At 72.2% G+C, this 19,358-nt stretch carries 18 protein-coding genes; 12 read left to right on the forward strand and 6 right to left on the reverse strand.

What is annotated here, in order from left to right; genetic code table 11:
- Positions 1-48: 48 nt before the first annotated feature.
- Complete coding sequence (locus EDF24_RS03885; protein WP_123701156.1) at positions 49-903, reverse strand: helix-turn-helix transcriptional regulator; 855 nt, start codon at positions 901-903, stop codon at positions 49-51.
- 101 nt (positions 904-1,004) lie between these two features.
- On the opposite strand from EDF24_RS03885, the gene EDF24_RS03890 reads away from it, so the two are divergent.
- The gene (locus tag EDF24_RS03890; protein ID WP_123655304.1) at positions 1,005-1,688 is read left to right on the forward strand and encodes an SDR family NAD(P)-dependent oxidoreductase; all 684 of its coding nucleotides are present in this window, start codon (positions 1,005-1,007) and stop codon (positions 1,686-1,688) included.
- Positions 1,689-1,787: 99 nt separating this feature from the next.
- On the opposite strand, the gene poxB is transcribed toward EDF24_RS03890, so the two are convergent.
- Positions 1,788-3,512: a ubiquinone-dependent pyruvate dehydrogenase gene (gene poxB, locus EDF24_RS03895; protein ID WP_123701157.1), complete on the reverse strand. Its 1,725-nt coding sequence runs from the start codon at positions 3,510-3,512 to the stop codon at positions 1,788-1,790.
- Positions 3,513-3,612: 100 nt separating this feature from the next.
- Here poxB and EDF24_RS03900 point away from each other — a divergent pair, with 100 nt between their 5' ends.
- Positions 3,613-4,329: a phosphatase PAP2 family protein gene (locus tag EDF24_RS03900; protein WP_123701158.1), complete on the forward strand. Its 717-nt coding sequence runs from the start codon at positions 3,613-3,615 to the stop codon at positions 4,327-4,329.
- Between the two features lie 167 nt (positions 4,330-4,496).
- Here the strand turns inward: EDF24_RS03900 and EDF24_RS03905 are convergent, their stop codons facing one another.
- The gene (locus EDF24_RS03905; protein ID WP_123701159.1) at positions 4,497-5,747 is read right to left on the reverse strand and encodes a multidrug effflux MFS transporter; all 1,251 of its coding nucleotides are present in this window, start codon (positions 5,745-5,747) and stop codon (positions 4,497-4,499) included.
- 47 nt (positions 5,748-5,794) lie between these two features.
- Between EDF24_RS03905 and EDF24_RS03910 the strand changes: the two genes are divergently transcribed.
- Positions 5,795-6,232 (forward strand): MarR family winged helix-turn-helix transcriptional regulator, encoded by a 438-nt coding sequence (locus tag EDF24_RS03910; RefSeq protein WP_243698175.1) that lies wholly within the window; start codon positions 5,795-5,797, stop codon positions 6,230-6,232.
- Here the strand turns inward: EDF24_RS03910 and soxR are convergent.
- Both soxR and EDF24_RS03920 read right to left on the reverse strand, forming a co-directional pair.
- The gene (gene soxR / locus EDF24_RS03915) at positions 6,229-6,714 is read right to left on the reverse strand and encodes a redox-sensitive transcriptional activator SoxR (protein ID WP_123701160.1); all 486 of its coding nucleotides are present in this window, start codon (positions 6,712-6,714) and stop codon (positions 6,229-6,231) included. The two genes, EDF24_RS03910 and soxR, sit on opposite strands and share 4 nt — an antisense overlap.
- A gap of 10 nt (positions 6,715-6,724) precedes the next feature.
- A complete protein-coding gene (locus EDF24_RS03920; RefSeq protein WP_123655309.1) occupies positions 6,725-7,189 on the reverse strand; it encodes an iron chaperone in 465 nt (154 codons plus the stop codon).
- A gap of 98 nt (positions 7,190-7,287) precedes the next feature.
- On the opposite strand from EDF24_RS03920, the gene mgrA reads away from it, so the two are divergent.
- Entirely contained in the window at positions 7,288-8,331 is a 1,044-nt protein-coding gene (gene mgrA, locus EDF24_RS03925; protein ID WP_123655310.1) for an L-glyceraldehyde 3-phosphate reductase, read from the forward strand.
- Between the two features lie 148 nt (positions 8,332-8,479).
- Here the strand turns inward: mgrA and EDF24_RS03930 are convergent, their stop codons facing one another.
- Positions 8,480-9,511 carry an aldo/keto reductase gene (locus EDF24_RS03930; protein WP_123701161.1) on the reverse strand — a complete coding sequence of 344 codons (1,032 nt, stop codon included), beginning with the start codon at positions 9,509-9,511 and terminating at the stop codon, positions 8,480-8,482.
- 192 nt (positions 9,512-9,703) lie between these two features.
- On the opposite strand from EDF24_RS03930, the gene EDF24_RS03935 reads away from it, so the two are divergent.
- The 8 genes from EDF24_RS03935 to EDF24_RS03970 all read left to right on the forward strand — a co-directional run bounded on the left by EDF24_RS03935 (position 9,704) and on the right by EDF24_RS03970 (position 19,338).
- Positions 9,704-11,401 (forward strand): ABC transporter substrate-binding protein, encoded by a 1,698-nt coding sequence (locus EDF24_RS03935; protein ID WP_260233345.1) that lies wholly within the window; start codon positions 9,704-9,706, stop codon positions 11,399-11,401.
- Positions 11,401-12,339, forward strand: coding sequence for an ABC transporter permease (locus tag EDF24_RS03940; protein WP_123701162.1), 939 nt, complete (start codon positions 11,401-11,403; stop codon positions 12,337-12,339). The genes EDF24_RS03935 and EDF24_RS03940 overlap by 1 nt, the downstream gene beginning before the upstream one ends.
- Positions 12,336-13,244 (forward strand): ABC transporter permease, encoded by a 909-nt coding sequence (locus tag EDF24_RS19350; RefSeq protein ID WP_123701163.1) that lies wholly within the window; start codon positions 12,336-12,338, stop codon positions 13,242-13,244. Before EDF24_RS03940 ends, EDF24_RS19350 begins: the two co-directional genes overlap by 4 nt.
- Positions 13,241-15,013, forward strand: coding sequence for an ABC transporter ATP-binding protein (locus EDF24_RS03950; RefSeq protein ID WP_260233346.1), 1,773 nt, complete (start codon positions 13,241-13,243; stop codon positions 15,011-15,013). Before EDF24_RS19350 ends, EDF24_RS03950 begins: the two co-directional genes overlap by 4 nt.
- Positions 15,010-16,215: an acyl-CoA dehydrogenase family protein gene (locus tag EDF24_RS03955; protein ID WP_123701165.1), complete on the forward strand. Its 1,206-nt coding sequence runs from the start codon at positions 15,010-15,012 to the stop codon at positions 16,213-16,215. Before EDF24_RS03950 ends, EDF24_RS03955 begins: the two co-directional genes overlap by 4 nt.
- Before the next feature lie 102 nt (positions 16,216-16,317).
- Complete coding sequence (locus EDF24_RS03960; protein WP_123701166.1) at positions 16,318-17,496, forward strand: Fic family protein; 1,179 nt, start codon at positions 16,318-16,320, stop codon at positions 17,494-17,496.
- A 33-nt stretch (positions 17,497-17,529) separates the two neighbouring features.
- Entirely contained in the window at positions 17,530-17,952 is a 423-nt protein-coding gene (locus EDF24_RS03965; RefSeq protein WP_123655317.1) for a GNAT family N-acetyltransferase, read from the forward strand.
- A gap of 171 nt (positions 17,953-18,123) precedes the next feature.
- A complete protein-coding gene (locus EDF24_RS03970) occupies positions 18,124-19,338 on the forward strand; it encodes an MFS transporter (RefSeq protein ID WP_123701167.1) in 1,215 nt (404 codons plus the stop codon).
- Positions 19,339-19,358 lie beyond the last annotated feature (20 nt).

Here is a 19,358-nt window from a genome sequence, read left to right on the forward strand (position 1 = left end):
CGCCCGCCGTCCGCTCGCCCGCCGTCCACTCGCCCGCCGTCCGCGCGGCTAGCGCTCCTGGGCTAGCGACTGCGTCCCGAGCACGATCGCCAGGGCGAGCCGCTCGGCGTCGACCGTCCCCGGCTCCGCCGTGTACGCCAGGATGCAGAGGTCCTCGGGTGCGACGACGAGCGAGTCGCAATCGAGGGTGATCCGCCCGACCGCCGGGTGGTCGATCACCTTCCGCCGCGACGGCGCGGTCGGCGCCCCGGAGCCCGACGCCCAGAGCTCCACGAACCGCGGACTCGCCTGGCGCAGGTCCCGCACGAGCCGTTGCAGCTGCCGGTCCAGCGGGTACCGGGCCACCGTCATGCGGAGTGCCGCGACCAGCGACTCCTCGAACGCCGCCTGCTCCGCGTCGGTGTGCACCGCACGGCTCCCCGGCCCGACGAGGTGTCGCCAGGCCGTGTTCCGCTCGTGCCCCGTGTACGCCGAGATCGACCCCATCAGGGCGTCGTGCGGCGCGTTCGCCACGAGGAGGTTCCCGGCGGCGTCGAGGACCGCGACCGGGGTGTCCGCCAGGCGGTCGAGCAGCCGCTGCACGCTCGGCGGGATGCGCGTGGGGACGACGTCCGCGCCGGGGGCCGCGTGCCCGGCGAGCCGGTAGAGCAGCTCGCGCTCGGCATCGGCGACCCGCAGCGCGCGGACGAGTGCCTCGACGACCTGGGCGGACGGCGACGTCGCACGCCCCTGCTCGAGCCGGGTCAGGTAGTCGGCCGAGATGCCCGCCAGCCCGGCGAGTTCCTCGCGCCGCAGCCCGACCGCCCGCCGCCGCGGCCCGACGGCGACGCCCACGGCGTCGGGAGCGACGTGGTCGCGGAGCCGCCGCAGCGTGCTCCCGAAGTCCGAGACCGATTCCGTCATGTGGCCAGTCTGCGCGTCCGCGACGAGCGGGTCCTGGCCCCGGCAGTCCTACGACAACGGGACGACTCCCTGCGCCGGCCGGGGCGACGGACGCTGGACCCATGACAACGACACTCGTGACCGGAGCCACCCGTGGCCTCGGCAAGGAAACCGCCCGCCAGCTCGCCGCAGCGGGCCACACCGTCTGGATCGGCGCCCGGAACGCCGAGCAGGGAGCCGCGGTCGCCGCGGAGATCGGTGCCCGCTCCGTCCAGCTCGACGTCACCGACGACGACTCGGTCGCCGCGGCCTTCGCACGGATCGACGCCGATGGGGGCCTCGACGTCCTCGTGAACAACGCCGGCATCGCGATGTGGGGACTGAACGGGCCCGATGCGCTCGCCGTGTTCGACACGAACGCCGTGGGCATCGTCCGCACGACCGAGGCCGCGCTCCCGATCCTCCGCCGCTCCACCAACCCCCTCGTGGTGAACATCTCGAGCGCGCTCGGTTCCTTCACCGCGGTGCACGACCCGGAGAGCGCCGCGTCGACCGTGCAGGCCGCGGTGTACGGCGCGAGCAAGTCCGCCGTGACGATGCTCACCGTCCAGTACGCCCGGATGGCGCCCGAGGTGCACTTCGTCGCGCTCGAGCCCGGCTACACCGCGACGGAGCTCGGCGGCGTGCCGAACCCGCACGGGCGCCCCGTCGAGGTCAGCGCGGCGACCGTGGTGGCCGCCGCCAGCGCGGGCCCGGAGGGCCCGACCGGCGTCCTGCTCGAGGATGGTCAGCCCCTCGGCTGGTGACCCTGGTCCCGACCAAGGTCGCGACCAGAGTCGCGACCAGAGCCGGACGGGAGGCCCGGTGCCAGCTGGCACCGGGCCTCCCGTCCGGCCGTGGTTCCGTCAGATGAACTGACGGAAGTTGGTGGACGCCAGGTCCAACAGCTCGTCGCCGCGGCCGCTCAGCACGGTGCGGATCGCGTAGAGGGTGAAGCCCTTGGCCTGCTCGAGCGTCACCGCCGGCGGCATCGAGAGCTCCTGTCGGTCGGACTTCACCGACACCAGGGCGGGCCCGTCGTGGGCCAGTGCAGCGGCCATCGCGTCCTCGAACTCCACGGACTCGTCGACGCGGAAGCCCTTGATGCCGATCGCCTCGGCGACGGCGGCGAAGTCCGGGTTCTGCAGTTCGGTGCCGTAGTTCACGAAGCCGGCGGCCTTCATCTCCAGCTCGACGAAGTTCAGCGACGAGTTGTCGAACACGACGATCTTCACGGGCAACTTGTTCTGCACGATCGTGATGAGCTCGCCGAGGAGCATCGTCAGCCCACCGTCGCCCGCCATCGCGATCACCTGCCGGTCGGGGAACGCGGCCTGCGCGCCGATCGCCTGCGGGACCGCGTTCGCCATCGTGCCGTGCACGAACGAGCCGATCAGCCGGCGCTTGCCGTTCATCGTCAGGTACCGCGACGCCCACACGACGGGGGAGCCGACGTCCGGGATGAACACGGCATCGTCGGCGGCGAGGCGGTCGAGCACCCGCGCGACGTACTGCGGGTGCAGTGCCTTGTGCTTGCCGGCGGGCACCGCCAGGTCGTCGAGCTTCTCGCGGGTCTTCGCGTAGTGCTTCCGCGCGTCCTGCAGGTGCCGGGTCGGCTTCGAGCCGTGCAGCAGCGGGATGAGGGCGAGCGCGGTGTCCTTCACGGTGCCGACCAGGCCGATGTCGACCGGGTGTCGGCGGCCGAGCTGGGACCCCCGGATGTCCACCTGCACGTGCTTCGCCTTCGCGGGGAAGAACTGCTGGTAGGGGAAGTCGGTGCCGAGCATCAGCACGACGTCGGCGTCCTCCATCGCGCGGTAGCCGGACGCGAACCCGAGGAGGCCGGTCATGCCGACGTCGTACGGGTTGTCCCACTCGATGTGCTCCTTGCCGCGGAGGGCGTGCACGATCGGGGCCTGCAGGCGTTCGGCGAGGGCGACGACCTCGTCGTGGGCCCCAGCGACCCCCGCGCCCGCGAGGATGGTGACCCGGTCCGCGCCGTTCAGGAGCTCGGCGGTGCGCTGGAGCTCCGCCTCGCTCGGGATGATGCGGGGCGTGGTGCGCTCGATCGTCGTGACACGGTCGTTCTTCGCCTCGGCGAGCAGCACGTCGCCCGGGATCACGAGCACGGCGACACCGCGCTTCTCGATCGCCTCGCGCATCGCGATCTCGAGCAGGCGCGGCATCTGGGTCGGGTCGGCGACGTACTCGACGTACACGGAGCACTCGCGGAACAGCTCCTGCGGGTGGGTCTCCTGGAAGTAGCCGGAGCCGATCTCCGCGGTGGGGATGTGCGCGGCGATGGCGAGCACCGGCACACGGGACCGGTTCGCGTCGTAGAGGCCGTTGACCAGGTGCAGGTTCCCCGGGCCGCAGCTGCCGGCACAGACCGCGAGGTCCCCGGTGAGCTCGGCCTCGGCGGAGGCGGCGAAGGCGGCCGCTTCCTCGTGGCGGACGTGCTCCCACCGGATCGTGCCGTCCTTCCGGAGCGCGTCGGTGAACCCGTTGAGGGAGTCGCCCGGCAGGCCGTAGATGCGCTGGACGTCGTTCTTGCGGAGGGTGGCGACGATGTTCTCGGCAACGGTTGGCATGCTCCCTGTGTAGTCCTCCGGCCACGCCCCTTGCCGCCCGCTGTGTGCTTTCTGATCGTCTTGGCACGTGCTCGCGAGGGCAGGGTGCGACGATGGTCGGATGATCGACGACGCGCCGCCGCTCCGCCCACGACGGCGAGAGCCCGACGCGAACGGCATCCTCGTCCGCTCGCCCTACCCGCTGACCACCGTGGCGGTCGGCATCGGCGCCGTCGTGCTCATCACGGTCATCGGGTTCTTCCTGGGTACCGTGGACATCGGACTCTCCCGCGCGCTCAACGCCCTGCACACCGGGTTCATCGGCGCGGTCACGAACGGGGTCTACCACGCGATCAGCCCGGCGCCGGCGCTGGTCGTCACCGTCGTCGTGACCGGTGTGATCTGGGCCGTGCAGCGGAACATCCGGCCGGCGGCGGCGTTCGCGGGCGTGGTCGCGATCACGTGGGTGCCGTCCGCGATCGTCAAGGAGATCGTGCACCGTGCCCGGCCGGACGTCGCCGTTCTGCCGCACCCGTACCCGGTGCAGCCCGACCCGGGCTACCCGAGCGGGCACACCGTCTTCATGGTCGCCTTCACCATCGCGCTGTGCTGGGTCCTGCGGGACACCCGGTGGCACCGGCTCGCGGTGGTGCTCGGGACGATCGCGGTCGTCGTCGTGTGGTTCTCGGTGACGATCGACGCGGTGCACTACCCGACGGACGCGCTCGCCTCGGTGGCGTGGGCGCTGGCCGTGGCCCCGGCCGCCCGGGTGGTGTGGGCTGACTGGCTGATGCCGCGGTTGCCGCTGCTGCGTCCTGCGGAAGCCGTCAGTCGCTGACACCTCCGCGCGGACGGGCTTCCGGGCGAGGTCACCCACCGCGCGAAGTCACCCACAGCGGCCGCGATGGAAAGTGGAATCGCGCGTCAGCGGTCGGAACTTCCGACTGCCGACGCGCGATTCGACTTCCTCCGCGGGGAACGACCGCCTACGCGGGGCACGACCGCCTACGCGCGGGCCGGTGCGCGCCGCCCGCGGGCCGCCAGCAGCGCGACCACCGCGATGACCGCGGACGCGACCATCACGACGGCCAGGGGCGCCGCCGTGGCGGACCCGCCGATGCTCACCAGCGGGGACACGAGCGCGGCGAGCCCGAACTGCAGGGCGCCGAGCACGGCCGAGGCGCTGCCGGCAGCCGAGGGGACGGCCCCGAGCGCCAGGGCTGTCGCGTTCCCGAGCACCAGGCCGAGGCTGCCCACCGCGGTGAAGAGCGGCACAGCGAGGAAGAAGACCGGTGCGGACGTGACGACGAGCACGGCGAAGGCCACCGTCGACGCCAGCACGAGCACGATGCCGAGCGACAGCACCCCGACGACCGAGCGCTTCTCGGTGAGCTTGGCGGACAGGATGCTCACGCCCATCAGTGCGAGCGCGTTGATGCCGAACGCGATGCCGTAGGCCACGGTGCCGAAGCCGATCATCTCCTGGTACAGGAACGGCGAAGCCGAGATGTACGCCATCATCACGGCGAACGCGAAGCCGAACACCGCCGTGTAGCCGAGGAAGGTGCGGGAGCGGAGGGCGCGGAGCGGTGACCCGGTGGCCTGCCGCTCGACGCGGAGCTGGTCGCGGCGAGCACGGAGGTGGGTCTCGCGGATCACGGCGAGCACCGCCACGAGCATCACGATCGACAGTCCGAGCACGATCGTGAGCAGGCCGCGCCAGCCGATCGGGCCGGTGAGCAGACCGCCGAGCAGCGGGGCGACGACGGGTGCGACGCCGCCGACGATCATCATCAGCGAGAACGCGCGAGCCGCGGGCTTGCCGGTCGCCAGGTCGGAGATCACGGCGCGACCGATCACCATGCCGGCCGCACCACCGAGGCCCTGCAGCAGGCGCGCGACGATGAGCACGCCGACGTTCGGCGCGAGCACGGCCGCGGCGCTCGCGAGCACGCAGACCACCGCGCCGGCGATCAGCGGCGGCACGCGGCCGAACCGGTCGGACAGCGGGCCGAACACGAGCTGGCCCGCGGTGACGCCGACGAGGAACGCGGTGAGCGTCAGCTGGACGGTCGTGGCCGATGCCTGCAGCTCGGTCGTCATCTCCGGGAACGCCGGCAGGTACAGGTCGGTGGCGAACGGCGCCACCGCACTGAGGAGGCCGAGCACCAGGAGCAGTGCGGTGGTGATGCCCTGCGATCGGGTGGTCGGAGGTGTCGCGATGTGCGCGCGGATGGAACCGGTGTTCGTCGTCATGGTTATGAAATCATAACCCATGCCCGAGCGGCGGTACAGTGCTGCCCATGGACCCCGCGGTGACCGACGACGTGCTCGCCGAACTCGCCGACGCCGTGCTCCGGATCTCGCGGGAGGTCGACCCGCACGGCACGACCGCGCTCGACATCGTGCCGCTCACCGGCACCGAGGCGCTCGTGATGCGCTGGGTCGACATGCACCCGGGCACGTCGCCGAGCGCCACGGCGGAGGCGACCGCACTGCACCGGAGCAACCTCAGCGTGGCGCTCAGGTCGCTCGTGGCGAAGGGCATGGTCGACCGTCGGCCCGACCCGGCCGACGCCCGGCTCGTCCAGCTCTTCTCGACCGAGCGCGCCCAGGAGAGCATCGCGATCCTGCACGCACACTGGGCCCGGAAGCTGCGCGACGCCCTGGGGGCCGACACCGCCGGGGTGCAGGCGGCGCTCACGCTCCTCACCCGCATCGACGACGGCCTGCGGGGCTAGTCGGCCGCCGGGGCCTCGTCCTCGATCGGCAGGAGCCGCCGTGCGCCGTGCCCCTCGGCGCCGAGCGCGTCGCCCGGGTTCATCACGAGGCAGGCGTTCAGGGACACGCACCCGCACCCGATGCACTGCGTCATCTCCTGCTGCAGCCGCTCGAGCTCGAGCTGGCGTGCCCGGAGCCGCGCGCGCCACCGTTCGTTGAGCCGGTTCCAGTCCCGAAGCGACGGCATCCGGTCCTCCGGCAGCGCCGCGAACTGCTCCGCGACCTCGCTCAGCGGGATGCCGAGCCGCTTGGCGACCTGGATGATCGCGATGCGCCGTTCCATGTGCCGCGGGTAGAGCCGCGTCCCACCGTCGGTCCGCTCCGGGTGGATCAGGCCCTTGCGCTCGTAGAAGTGCAGCGCGCTGGCCGCCACCCCGGTGCGTGCGACGACCTCGCCGATCGTCAGGAGATCGGTCGGTCGCGGGTGCGGGATCTCGACCATGGTGGAGATCCTACGAGCGCGAACCGACCGCCCGCCGGACCAGCTCGGACACCGTCGCCTCGTCCGCCGCCGAGAACTCGGGCGTGACCGCCCACGACGTCGGCCAGAACGTCCCGTCGTCCAGCTGCGCCGGGTCCTGGAACCCGAGGGTGGCGTAGCGCGCCTTGAACTTGGCGGCGTCCTGGAAGAAGAACACCACCTTGCCGTCCGCCGCGTACGCCGGCATGCCGTACCAGAGCCGCGGCGCGAGCTCCGGTGCCGCCTGGAGCGCGATGCGGTGGATCCGCTCCGCCAACCCGCGGTCCGGCTCGGGCATCGCCGCGATCTTGTCCACGACCGCCTGCGCCTCCGCTGCGGCCTTCTCCGCCTTCGTCCCGCTGCGCGAGCGCGCTGTGCGCCGTTCCGCCGCGGCTTCCTGCATCGCAGCGCGTTCCTCGTCCGTGAACGTGCCCTCGGTCTTCGTCGTCCGTGCCATGGTCGTTCCCTCCTGGTCGGTCCCAGTGTGCAGCCGCGGCCACGCCGGCGCTTCTCGGTATCTGCTCGGATCCGGGGGCGAGGTGCCAGGCTCGGACCATGACCTACATCGCCAGCGACGACCGCTACGACTCGATGACGTACCGCCGCACCGGCCGCTCCGGCCTCGACCTGCCGCTGCTCTCCCTGGGGTACTGGCACAACTTCGGCGACGACGTGCCCTTCGAGTCGCAGCGGGCCGTCAGCCGCCGGGCGTTCGACCTCGGCATCACCCACCACGACCTCGCGAACAACTACGGGCCGCCCTACGGTGCCGCCGAGGTCAACTTCGGCCGCCTGATGCGGGAGGACTTCGCCCCGTACCGCGACGAGATGATCGTCTCCACGAAGGCCGGGTGGGACATGTGGCCGGGTCCGTACGGGCAGGGCGGCGGCTCGCGGAAGTACGTGCTCGCCTCGCTCGACCAGTCCCTGCGCCGGACCGGCCTGGACTACGTCGACGTCTTCTACTCGCACCGCCTCGACGCGTCGACCCCGCTCGAGGAGACGATGGGCGCGCTGCACACCGCGGTCCAGCAGGGCAAGGCGCTCTACGTCGGCATCTCCTCGTACGACGCCGAACGCAGCCGGCAGGCGGTGGAGATCCTCCGCGACCTCGGCACCCCGCTCCTCATCCACCAGCCCTCGTACTCGATGCTGAACCGCTGGATCGAGACCGAGGGGCTCCTCGACGCCGCCGGCGAGCTCGGGTTCGGCGTGATTGGCTTCACCGCGCTCGCGCAGGGGCTCCTCACCGGGAAGTACCTCGACGGTGTCCCGGCCGACTCCCGCGCCGCGGCGGGGAAGTCCCTCGACGCCTCGAGCATCACGCCCGAGGTGGTCGAGCACCTGCGCGCACTCAACGCCGTGGCCGAGGCGCGCGGCCAGTCGATGGCGCAGCTCGCCCTCTCGTGGGCGCTCCGCGACGAGCGGGTGACGTCGCTCGTGATCGGTGCGTCACGGGTGTCGCAGCTCGAGGACAACGTGCAGGCCCTGGCGAACCTGTCCTTCACCGACGAGGAGCTCCGCGTCATCGACGAGCACTCCGTCGGCATCACCGACGTCGACCTCTGGGCAGGTGCGCGCGCCGGCGAGGTCTCCTGACCGGCGCACGTTCCTTCCCATCGCGAGTGCACTGGGAAGTCGAATCGCGCGTGGGGGGTCGGAAGATACGACCTCCTACGCGCGAAACGACCCCCTACGCGCGAAACGACCCCCTACGCGCGAAACAACCCCCGCCGCGCGGACCCGCCTACGCGCGCGCCGCGACCCGCCCGCGCAGGCGCTCCCGCGTCAGCGCGGGCAGCGTCGACCCGGTGTCCCGCTCGAGCACGTGGGTCCCCGGCGGCACGATCGCGTCCACCGCGTCGAGCAGCTCGTCGTCGAGGACGACCTCCGCCGCCTGCGCGTAGGCGTCCACGTGCGAGACCGTCCGGGGCCCGACCACCACCGACGCGACGTCCGGGTGCGTCAACGCGAACCCGACGGAGAGCTCGAGCAGCGTCAGCCCGGCGTCGTCCGCGAGCCGTCCCAGCCGGTCGGTGGTCTCGAGCTTCCGCCGGTTCCGCGGCGACCCGATGTCGTACACGTCCGGCTGCTGCACGGCGTGCGGCGACCGCGGCTGCACGGTCCCCGCGCGGTAGGCACCCGCGAGCCACCCACCGGCCAGCGGCGACCCGGCGAGCACGCCGAGCCCGAACCGTCGGGCGACGGGGAACACGGTGCGCTCGGCCGTCCGGGTGAGGACCGAGTAGGGCACGTGCGTCGCGGTGGCGCTCTTCGCCCCTGATCGGAGCCACTGCGCCTCCACGAGTTCCTCCGCGGGGAAGCCCGGGATCCCGAACGAGCGGATCTTGCCCTGCGCGACCAGGTCCGCGAGCGCGTCGAGCGTCTCGTCGAGCGAGGTCGCCGGGTCCGGCCGCGCGGGCTGGTACAGGTCGATGACGTCGGTGCCGAGCCGCTGCAGGCTCCGCTCCACCGCGCGGAACATCCACCGCCGCCCCGCACCGCGGTGGGCGGGGTCGTCGTCGACCGGGTCGCCGAAGCGCACCGACACGAAGACCTCGTCCCGCCGGCCCGCGAGCGCCGCCCCCACGGCGGCCTCCGCGAGCCCGGAGCCGTGCGCGTCGGACACGTCCACCGCGGTCACGCCCCGGGCGAACGACTCGTGCACCAGGTACTCGGCCTCGTCCACGTCCCGCGCGGCGACGCCCGCGATCGCCCGCGTCCCGAGCGTCAGCGCGCTCACCGGCGCACCCGTCCGCCCCATCGTCCGCTGCTCCATGGGCGCCACGATATGGGCGCGCGTGCCGCCCGGGGACGCTGGTGACGAACCATGACGAACCACACGTCGGGACCCGTCGGACGTGACGCCGGATGACGGGTGTGCCCCGGCACGCGACGCCGTGTGACGGTCCGTTGCGACGGAAGACGGGAGGCTCGACCCACCCCGGTCGCGCTGCCTACGGTCCTCGACATGACCCGATCCGACACCGCCCGGCCGATGGTCCGACGGCGCCGTCTCCGCCGCCGCGTGACCGCAGCGCTCGCCGCAGCCGCCGCGACCGCGGTGCTCCTCGCCGGCTGCTCCGCCGGCTCGACCGCGGCGACCTCCGACACCGGCCCCGTCCGCGGCGGCACCCTCGTCTACGCCACGGATCGGGAACCGACCTGCCTCGACCCGCACAACTCCGGGGACATGCCGCAGACGTACATCGCACGCCAGTACCTGGACTCGCTCGTGTCGTTGCAGAAGGACGGCAGCGTGAAGCCGTGGCTCGCCACGGGGTGGACGATCTCGGACGACGGCACGCAGTACGACTTCACGCTGAAGCAGGGCGTGGAGTTCACCGACGGCACCCCGTTCGACGCCCAGGCGGTGGTGGACAACTTCACGCAGATCCTCGACCCGGCGACGCAGTCGTCGACCGACCTGCTGTACCTGACCGGGTACTTCGACAAGGCCACCGCGATCAGTGACCACGTCGTCCGGATCACCCTGAAGCGCCCGTACTCGCCGCTCCTGGCCGCCCTGTCGCAGGCGTTCTTCGGCATGGAGTCCCCGAAGGCCATGGCCCGTGGGCTCGCGGCGAACTGCGAGTCCCCGGTCGGCACGGGGCCGTTCGAGGTGGCCGGGTGGAACCACGAGCGCGACGTCGAGCTCGTCCGGAACGACTCGTACAACAGCGCCCCGGCTGACGCGAAGCACCAGGGCCCCGCGTACCTGGACGGCATCACGTGGAAGTTCCTCAAGGACAACACGACGCGGTACGGCGCGCTGAGCTCGGGCGAGGCGGACGTCATCTTCAACGTGCCGCCGGAGAGCGAGGGGCTGGCGAAGGCGGACCCGTCGATCGAGCTGCAATCGTTCGTGCACTCCGGCTCGCCGTTCAGCCTCGACCTCAACACGCAGAGCACCGTCTTCAGCGACATCCGGGTGCGGCAGGCGTTCGTGCACGCCTCCGACGCGAAAGAGGCCGTCGAGAGCGCCTACAACGGGGTGTTCCCCTACGAGGGCAACGCCGTCTCCTCGGGCACGCCGCACTACGACGCCGCGTACCACGAGCCGTTCCCGTACGACCCGGCAGCGGCGAAGCAGCTCCTCGACGAGGCCGGCTGGACCGGACGCGACGCGGACGGCTACCGGACGAAGGACGGCGAGACCCTGACGGTGGAGCTGCCCTACAACGCGGACTCCGCGGAGACCCCGCCGGCGGACGTCACGATCCTGCAGGACATCCAGGCGATGGAGAAGCGCGTCGGGATCAAGGTCGTGCTGCAGGCGCTCGACTCGTCCTCGATGAACGCGGTGTGGGGCAACCCGAAGGCGTACGACCTGCTCGGGAACTACTGGAACAGCCCGACCCCGCACGTGATGTACATCAAGTACTCGAAGGCGACCTACGACGTCGACAACGGCCAGAACTCGGCGTTCGCGTACGACGACGAACTCGACCGGCTGCTCATCGCGGGCACCGCGACGACCGACCCGGCGAAGCAGGCGACCGCGTACGCGAAGGCCCAGCAGATCCTGACGTCGAAGGCCTGGAGCCTGCCGCTCTACCCGATCCAGACCCGCCTCGGCATCGCCGACCGCGTCAGCGGCGTGTGGATCGAACCCAGCGAGGGCGAACCCGTCCTCTCCGACGCCTACCTGATCGACGGAGGCAAGTGATGGTCATCCGAGTCACCAGACGCATCGTCGAGGCGGTGGTCCTGCTCCTCGCCGTGGGCACGATCGTGTTCTTCCTCGAGCACGCGGTCCCCGGCGACCCCGCGGTCGCGATCCTCGGCGGCGCCGCAGCGCACCCGACGAAGGAGGCGGTCGCCGCGGTCACCGCGCAGTACGGCTTCGACCGGCCGATCCTGGCGCAGTACGGCGACTTCCTCGCGGGCCTGTTCCGGCTCGACTTCGGTGAGTCGTACACGCTGAAGCAGTCCGTCACGAGCGTCATCGCCGGGCAGATCGGCCCGACGCTCGCCCTCACCGTGACCGCGCTCGTCCTGGCCTGGGTGTTCTCGATCGTCTCGACCCTGCTCACCGCGGGGCGGCCGGGCATCGTCGGCCGCATCGGCTCGGTGGTCGAGACGGTCGCCGCCGGGCTGCCGCAGTTCTGGCTCGGGCTCGTGCTGCTCCTGGTGTTCGCGGTGCAGCTGCACTGGTTCCCGGTGATCGGCTCGGGCCCGCTCGGCATCGTGTTGCCGGCACTCACCCTCGCGATCCCGCTCGCCGGGTTCCTCGGCCAGGTGACCCGCGACGAGTTCGAGGACAAGCAGCAGCAGCCGTTCGTCCTCTCCGCACGGTCCCGCGGGCTGTCCGAGAACGCGATCCGCGGGAAGTACGTGCTCCGGCACGCGGCGCTCCCCGGCGTCACGCTGTCCGGCTGGGGTCTCGGCTCGCTGGTCTCCGGCGCCGTCATCGCCGAGGTCGTCTTCGCCCGACAGGGCATCGGCCAGGTGCTCGTCGCCGCCGTCAGCGCGCAGGACCTGCCGCTCGTCATCGGCATCACGTTCGTCGTCGCACTCGTCTACGTCGTCGCGAACATCCTCACCGACATCGCGTACGTCGTGGTCGACCCACGACTGCGCCGCACGACCGGAGCCGCAGCATGACCACCGCGACCATCGCACCCAGCGAACCCCGTGCCCTGCAGCCCGACCCGGCACCCGCCGAAGCCGGTGTGCGGAAGGTGCGCCGAGCCTCCCACCCGTTGCGACGCGTGTCGTTCTGGGTGGCGGCCGCCTTCATCGCGCTCGTCGCGGTGGCGGCCCTCTGGCCGTCCCTGCTGGCGTCGCAGGACCCACTCGCCATCGACCTCGGCAAGAGCTTCGACGCTCCCAGCGCGCAGCACGTCTTCGGGACCGACCAGTCCGGCCGTGACGTCTACTCGCGCCTCGTGCACGGCGCCGGCCAGTCCGTCCTGATCGGCGTCGGCGCCACCGCGCTCGGGCTCGCCGGAGCCGTCCTGCTCGGGGTCCTCGGCGGGCTCGGCGGCCGTGCCGTCGACGCCGTCGTGACCCGCGTGATCGAGGTCCTCTACGCGTTCCCGGGCATCCTGCTCGCGCTCATCCTGATCGCCGTGTTCGGCTCGAGCGCGGGGACGCAGATCCTCGCCGTCGGCATCGCGACCGTCCCCGGGTACGCCCGGATGGTCCGCGGGCAGGTGCTCGCCGTGCGGAACGCCGGGTACGTGCAGTCGGAGCGGGCGCTCGGCCACTCCTCGGCGCACGTCCTGTTCCACACCCTGCTGCCGAACGCCTTCCGCCCGCTCACCGTCCTGGTCACGCTCGGGATCGGGCAGGCGATCGTCTGGGCGTCGGCCCTCGGGTTCCTCGGCATGGGCGTCCAGCCGCCCGCTCCGGAGTGGGGCGCGATGCTCAACGCCGGACGCAACTACCTGCAGCAGGCGTGGTGGCTCGACTTCTGGCCCGGCGTCGTGATCGTGCTCCTCGCGTTGTCGCTGACCGCCGTCGGTCGCGCCGTGCAGACCCTGACCCAGCCTGGAGGCCCCCGGTGACCGCTCCTGACCTGCTCACGTCCGCCACGTCCTCCGTCCCGTCGGGTGGTGCCGCTCGTCCGACCGGTCCCCTCGTCGAGGTCCGGGACCTCTCCGTCGCCTTCGGCGACCGCACCGTCGTGCGGGACGTCTCGTTCACGCTCGACCCCGGCCGCTGCGTCGCGATCGTCGGCGAGTCCGGCTCCGGCAAGAGCGTCACCGCCAGGTCGCTGCTCGGGTTGAACGGCCCGTCGTCGTCGACCACCGCCGGGGCGCTCTCGCTCGGCGGCCGCGACCTCCGCGACCTGTCCGACCGTGCGTGGCGAGGGGTCCGCGGCAAGGACGTCGGCTACGTCCTGCAGGACGCCCTCGTCTCGCTCGACCCGCTCCGGAGGGTCGGCGCATCCGTCGCCGACGCACTCCGCGCGCACGGGGTGGGCCCGCGCTCTGCCCGTGAGCAGCAGGTCCTCTCGCTGCTGGGCCGCGTGGGGATCCCCTCGCCGTCGCTGCGTGCACGGCAGCTGCCGTCCGAGCTCTCCGGCGGGCTGCGGCAGCGTGCGCTCATCGCCGCCGCGATCGCCCTCGACCCCGCGGTGCTCATCGCCGACGAGCCGACGACCGCGCTCGACACCACCGTGCAGGCGCAGATCCTCGCGCTCCTCGACGAGCTCCGTGCCGGCGGGACCGGTCTCGTGCTGATCAGCCACGACCTCGGCGTCGTCGAGCAGCTCGCGGACGAGGTCGTCGTGATGCAGCACGGAGTCGTCGTCGAGCAGGGGCCCGTCGCCGCCGTCCTCGGCGATCCGCAGCACGCGTACACGAAGCGCCTGCTCGCCGCGATCCCCTCCGCCCACGCACCCGGAGCGCGGCTGTCGGACGCACCGCCGGCGACGCTCGCGCCGCGTCCGGCGTCGCGCCCGGTGCCGGTCGCCGGCTCCGTGGTGCTGTCCGTCTCGCACGTCAGCAAGCGGTACCGGGGGCCCGACGGGGTCGTCCGCACCGTCGTGGACGACGTGTCGTTCGAACTCCGGGCCGGCGAGACGCTCGGCATCGTGGGGGAGTCCGGGTCCGGCAAGTCCACGACCGCGGCGATCGCCCTCGCGCTGACCCCGCCGTCCTCGGGGCAGGTGCTGTTCGAGGGTCGGCCGTGGTCAGCGCTGCCGGAACGTGCCCGCCGGGCCGACCGTCCCCGGATCGCTACCGTGTCGCAGGACCCGCTCTCCTCGTTCGACCCCCGGCGCACCGTCGGCGAGCTCGTGCGCTCGGCCCTCGTCGGGGCGCGGTCCGCCCGCGGGGCCGGCGCTCCCGGTTCGTCGGACGCGGCACGGGTCGACTCGCTCCTGCAGGGCGTGGGACTCGACCCGTCGCTCGCCGGGCGACACCCGCTCACCCTGTCCGGCGGCCAGCGGCAGCGCGTCGCGATCGCCCGGGCACTCGCCACCGATCCCGACGTGCTCGTCCTCGACGAGGCCGTCAGCGCGCTCGACGTCTCCGTGCAGGCGCAGGTCCTCGACCTGCTCGCCGACATCCGGCAGGAGTACGGCACCGCCGCGCTCTTCATCTCCCACGACCTCGGTGTGATCCACCACGTCAGCGACCGCGTGCTCGTCCTGCGCGACGGTCGGGTCGTCGAGGAGGGACCGGCCGACCAGGTCTTCCGCTCCCCGCGCGATCCGTACACGCAGGGGCTGCTCGACGCGGTCCCCGGCGTCAGCGTCCACCGGAACCCCCAGTCTCCCCAGTCTCCCCAGTCTCCCCAGTCTCCCCAGTCTTCCCAGGAGGAATCATGACGATCACCGCCCCCGTGATCCGGACGTCGCTGCTCGAGCAGTTCGCCCCCGTGTTCGACCGCATCGCCGACGGGGCCGTCGACCGTGAGCAGACCCGGACCCTGCCGCACGAGCAGGTCCGCTGGCTCGCGGACGCCGGGTTCACCGCGGTCACCGTCCCCGTCGCCGCGGGCGGCAGCGGAGCCTCGGCCAGCGACCTGTTCGCACTGCTCGTCCGGCTCGCCGAGGCCGACTCGAACATCCCGCAGCTGCTCCGCGCGCACTTCTCCTTCGTCGAGGAGCTGCTGCTCGACCCCGGGGTCGTCCGGCGTGACGAGTGGTTCACCCGCATCGCCGCCGGCGAGGTCTTCGGCAACGCCAGCCACGAACGGAGCGGTGCCGGCGTCGGGTCGCTCGCGACGCACCTCGTCCCGGACGGCGACGGCTGGCGGCTGCACGGCGAGAAGCACTACAGCACCGGCACGATCTTCGCGGACTGGACGACCGTCACCGCGCAGACCCCGGACGGCCACACGGTCGGCGTCACCGTGCGGGTGGACGACCCCGGTGTCGAGGTGCGCGACGACTGGAACGGCTTCGGCCAGCGCCTCACCGGCAGCGGCACCACCCGGTTCGACGGCGTCCGGGTCGAGCTCTGGCAGCTCCGACCTGAACGCGGCGAGCGGCGCACCGTGCTGCCGGCGTTCCTGCAGACGGTGTTGCTGGCGTCGCTCGCGGGGGTCGCCGCGGCGGCGTCCCGGGACGCAGCCGCGTTCGTGCGCTCCCGGACCCGGCACTACCAGCACGGGGTCGGGGCCACCGCGGCGTCGGACCCGCTCGTGCAGTCCGTCGTGGGTCGCATCGCCGCCGACGCGGTCGCCGCCGAGGCGCTCGTCCTCAGCGCCGCCGCCGCGATCGACGAGGCGCACGACGCGATCGTCTCGGACGCCCTCGACGCCGGAGCCCACATCGACGCGGCGGAACTCCGGACGATCGCACTGCAGTCCTCGGTGGTCGAGCTGGCGCTCCGCGCGACGACGACCCTGTTCGAGGTGGGCGGTGCCAGCGCGACCGACCGGGACCGCTCGCTCGACCGGCACTGGCGGAACGCCAGGACCCTGTCGTCGCACAACCCGGTCGTGTTCCAGCAGCGGGTGATCGGCGACCACCTGGTGAACGGTGCACCCCTGACGTACTTCTGGGCCACGGGCGAGGCCCGCTGACCGCTGCGTCCGGTCGCGCAAGTGTCACTCGGCACACCACGCAGTTACACTTAGGTCCTCAAGTGTCACAACGCACACCCTGTGCGCACGGATCGGAGTGCGATGCCCTGGCCCCCGATCGACTCCGAAGAACTCTGGTTCGAGTCGAAGTACGCCGGGTTCGGTGTCGCCGCAAGCCGCCGGAGCACGCTCGGCCACCCGTACCGAGCGGCCGTGCCACCACGGATCGCCGAACTGGATCCGGCCGTCTCGTCCGCGACCGCGGCACTGGTCGACGACGCGGTCGAAGCGCTCATCCGTTTCGACGCGCAACTCGGTGGTGAGATCGCACCGTTCGCCTCGCTCCTGCTCCGGTCGGAAGCCGCCGCGTCGTCGCAGATCGAGAACCTCACGGCGAGCGCGCGGGCGATCTACACGGCGGAGCTCGGTGACGACTCACGGCAGAACGCTGCGCAGATCGTCGCGAACACTCGTGCCATGCAGAGCGCGCTCGATCTCGCAGCGGACCTCACGCCGGCGTCGGTGCTCGCGATGCACGGTGTGCTCCTCGACGGCGATCCGCACCACGACGCCGGCGCCTGGCGTGGCGAGGCCGTCTGGATCGGCCGCAGCGCGGACAGCCCCGCGGGTGCGGAGTTCGTCGCGCCGGCATCAGGAAGAGTCCCCGACCTCGTCGACGACGTGATGGTGTTCGCCCGCCGGACGGACCTGCCGCGCCTGGTGCAGATCGCGGTCGCGCACGCCCAGTTCGAGACCATCCACCCGTTCACGGACGGCAACGGCCGAACGGGTCGTGCGCTCATGCAGGCGATGTTCCGCGGCACCGGGCTCACACGGAACGTGACGATCCCCGTCTCGGCGGGTCTGCTCACGGACACCGCCGGGTACCACGCTGCTCTCGACGCGTACCGGACAGGCGACATCGAGCCGATCGTGGTCGCGACGGCGGAAGCGTCGTTCCGCGCGGTCAACAACGCCAGCGTGCTCGTCGACGACGTCCATGCCGTGCAGGCGCACTGGCGGGAGAGCGTCACCGCGCGATCCGACTCGAGTGTCTGGCGGGTGCTCGAGGTGGTGGCACGACAGCCGGTCCTCACTGCATCGTCGTTGTCCGCGCAGCTCGGCGGCTCGCTGAACGTGTACCGAGCGCTCGACGCGTTGACCGCTGCCGGCGTCCTCGTGTCGAAGTCGGAGCACAAGCTCCGGACCACGGTGTGGCGCAGCGATGACGTCCTCCGGGCGCTCGACGCGTTCGCTCGACGGTCTGGCCGGCGGGGCTGACGCCGCCGTCGCCGGACCCGCGAGACTGGTGCTGTGGACTTCTCCCTCGGTGACGACCGTCCGGACCTCGACGAGCTCGTCGCGCTGTACGCAGCGGTCGGCTGGACCGCGTACACCGACGACCCCGGACGGCTCCACGCCGCGGTGCTCGGCTCGCACCTCGTGCTGACGGCGCGCAGCGAGGGCGGGGAGCTGGTCGGCCTGGTCCGCACGGTCTCCGACGGGTGCACGATCGCGTACGTGCAGGACCTGCTCGTCGCGCCGTCCGCCCAGCGGGCCGGCGTCGGGGCCGCGTTGCTCGGCGCGGTGCTCGAGCGGGTGGCCGACATCCGGCAGGTCGTGCTGCTCACCGACGCCGAGCCGGGGCAGCGCGCCTTCTACGAGTCCTGCGGCTTCACCGAGGCCCACGACGTCGCGCCGTCCGGCCTGCGGTCGTTCGTCCGCTTCGCCGCCTGATCCCAGCCGGCGCGACGCGGGGCACTCGTCTCGCGGGCCGCCGGTGCCCGATCGGCCGCTGGTACCCTCGGAGGACGCAGTGTGTATCTACCGGCCGCCGCACCTCGGCGGACAGCGGCGGCACCCGATGGGTCCGCGGAACGAACGTGGGCCGAGAAGGCACACCACGACATGCTCCAGGCGCGCTCCTCTGACGCTTCCCTGATCGCCCACGCCGGGCGCTCCTACTTCCCGATCGCGTTCATCGCGCGGCTCCCCTTCGCGATGATGGTCGTCGGGGTCCTGACGCTCGTCGTCGCATCGCGCGACTCCGTCGCCCTCGGCGGCATCAACTCCGCGTTCGTCGGCATCGGGTCGGCGATCTTCGGCCCGATGGTCGGCGCCGCGGCGGACCGCCTCGGCCAGCGGAAGGTGCTGGTGCCGGTCGGGCTCGCGAACGGCGTCCTGCTCGGCGTCTTCCCCCTCGTCGTGCAGAGCACCGCGCCGGACCTCGCCGTCCTCGCGATGTCGTTCTGCATCGGGGCCACGGCGCCACAGGTCGCGCCGATGTCCCGCACCCGGCTCGTGGCGATCATCCGGCAGCGGATGGCGAAGGACCGTCACGAGAAGGTGCTCAGCGGCACCATGGCGTACGAGTCCGCGGCGGACGAGACGGTGTTCATCATCGGGCCGTTCCTGGTGGGGCTGCTCGCGAGTGCGATCGCCCCGTGGGTGGCCGTCGCCGGTGCCGCTGCCCTGACCTTCGTCTTCGTGACGGCCTTCGCGCTGCACCCGACGGGCAGGCTCGCGGTCGGGCAGCACGCGGAGGTGGTCCAGGCCCCGGCCCGCCAGCTCCTGCGTCCGCGCCTCGTCGTGGTGGTCGTCGGGATCCTCGGCATCGGGTTCTTCTTCGGCTCGACCCTGACCTCGCTGACGGCGTTCATGGGCACGCACGGCGAGTCCTCGCAGGCGGGGCTCCTCTACGGGCTGATGGGCATCGGCTCGGCCGGCCTGGCGCTCGGATCGGCGGCGTTCCCGCGGTCCTTCGGCGTCGGGTGGCGCTGGCTCGTCTTCGGCGTCGTGCTCCTCGGCGGCGCGATCGCCTTCGCGTCGGCGGACTCCGTCGTCGCGGTCGGCATCGTCCTGGCGGTCATGGGCATCGGCATCGGGCCGACCCTCGTCGCGCAGTACAGCCTCGGGTCCGACCGCTCCCCGGTGGGTCGTTCGGCCACGACGATGACGATCCTCGGTTCCGCCGTGATCGTCGGGCAGTCGCTCACCTCGGCCGTCGTCGGCGAGGTCGCCGAGCGCTCCGGCACGCAGGCGGCGATGCTCTTCCCGGCGATCTCCGCGGCGATCGTGGTCGTGGCCGCCGTCGTGAACCTGCTCCTGTCTCGCCGGAGCTGACCGGGCGCCACTCGGCGCGC

Source organism: Curtobacterium sp. PhB130 (genome assembly GCF_003755165.1).
In the GTDB taxonomy this organism is placed as follows: Bacteria; Actinomycetota; Actinomycetes; order Actinomycetales; family Microbacteriaceae; genus Curtobacterium.

Coding starts and splice junctions, on each gene's coding strand:
- EDF24_RS03900 (WP_123701158.1), top strand. CDS start 3,613: ATGATCGACGACGCGCCGCCGCTCCGCCCACGACGGCGAGAGCCCGAC.
- EDF24_RS03905 (WP_123701159.1), bottom strand. CDS start 5,747: ATGACGACGAACACCGGTTCCATCCGCGCGCACATCGCGACACCTCCG.
- soxR (WP_123701160.1), bottom strand. CDS start 6,714: ATGGTCGAGATCCCGCACCCGCGACCGACCGATCTCCTGACGATCGGC.
- EDF24_RS03935 (WP_260233345.1), top strand. CDS start 9,704: ATGACCCGATCCGACACCGCCCGGCCGATGGTCCGACGGCGCCGTCTC.
- EDF24_RS19350 (WP_123701163.1), top strand. CDS start 12,336: ATGACCACCGCGACCATCGCACCCAGCGAACCCCGTGCCCTGCAGCCC.
- EDF24_RS03970 (WP_123701167.1), top strand. CDS start 18,124: ATGCTCCAGGCGCGCTCCTCTGACGCTTCCCTGATCGCCCACGCCGGG.
- EDF24_RS03920 (WP_123655309.1), bottom strand. CDS start 7,189: ATGGCACGGACGACGAAGACCGAGGGCACGTTCACGGACGAGGAACGC.
- EDF24_RS03960 (WP_123701166.1), top strand. CDS start 16,318: ATGCCCTGGCCCCCGATCGACTCCGAAGAACTCTGGTTCGAGTCGAAG.
- EDF24_RS03910 (WP_243698175.1), top strand. CDS start 5,795: ATGGACCCCGCGGTGACCGACGACGTGCTCGCCGAACTCGCCGACGCC.
- EDF24_RS03930 (WP_123701161.1), bottom strand. CDS start 9,511: ATGGAGCAGCGGACGATGGGGCGGACGGGTGCGCCGGTGAGCGCGCTG.
- mgrA (WP_123655310.1), top strand. CDS start 7,288: ATGACCTACATCGCCAGCGACGACCGCTACGACTCGATGACGTACCGC.
- EDF24_RS03890 (WP_123655304.1), top strand. CDS start 1,005: ATGACAACGACACTCGTGACCGGAGCCACCCGTGGCCTCGGCAAGGAA.
- EDF24_RS03955 (WP_123701165.1), top strand. CDS start 15,010: ATGACGATCACCGCCCCCGTGATCCGGACGTCGCTGCTCGAGCAGTTC.
- poxB (WP_123701157.1), bottom strand. CDS start 3,512: ATGCCAACCGTTGCCGAGAACATCGTCGCCACCCTCCGCAAGAACGAC.
- EDF24_RS03940 (WP_123701162.1), top strand. CDS start 11,401: ATGGTCATCCGAGTCACCAGACGCATCGTCGAGGCGGTGGTCCTGCTC.
- EDF24_RS03885 (WP_123701156.1), bottom strand. CDS start 903: ATGACGGAATCGGTCTCGGACTTCGGGAGCACGCTGCGGCGGCTCCGC.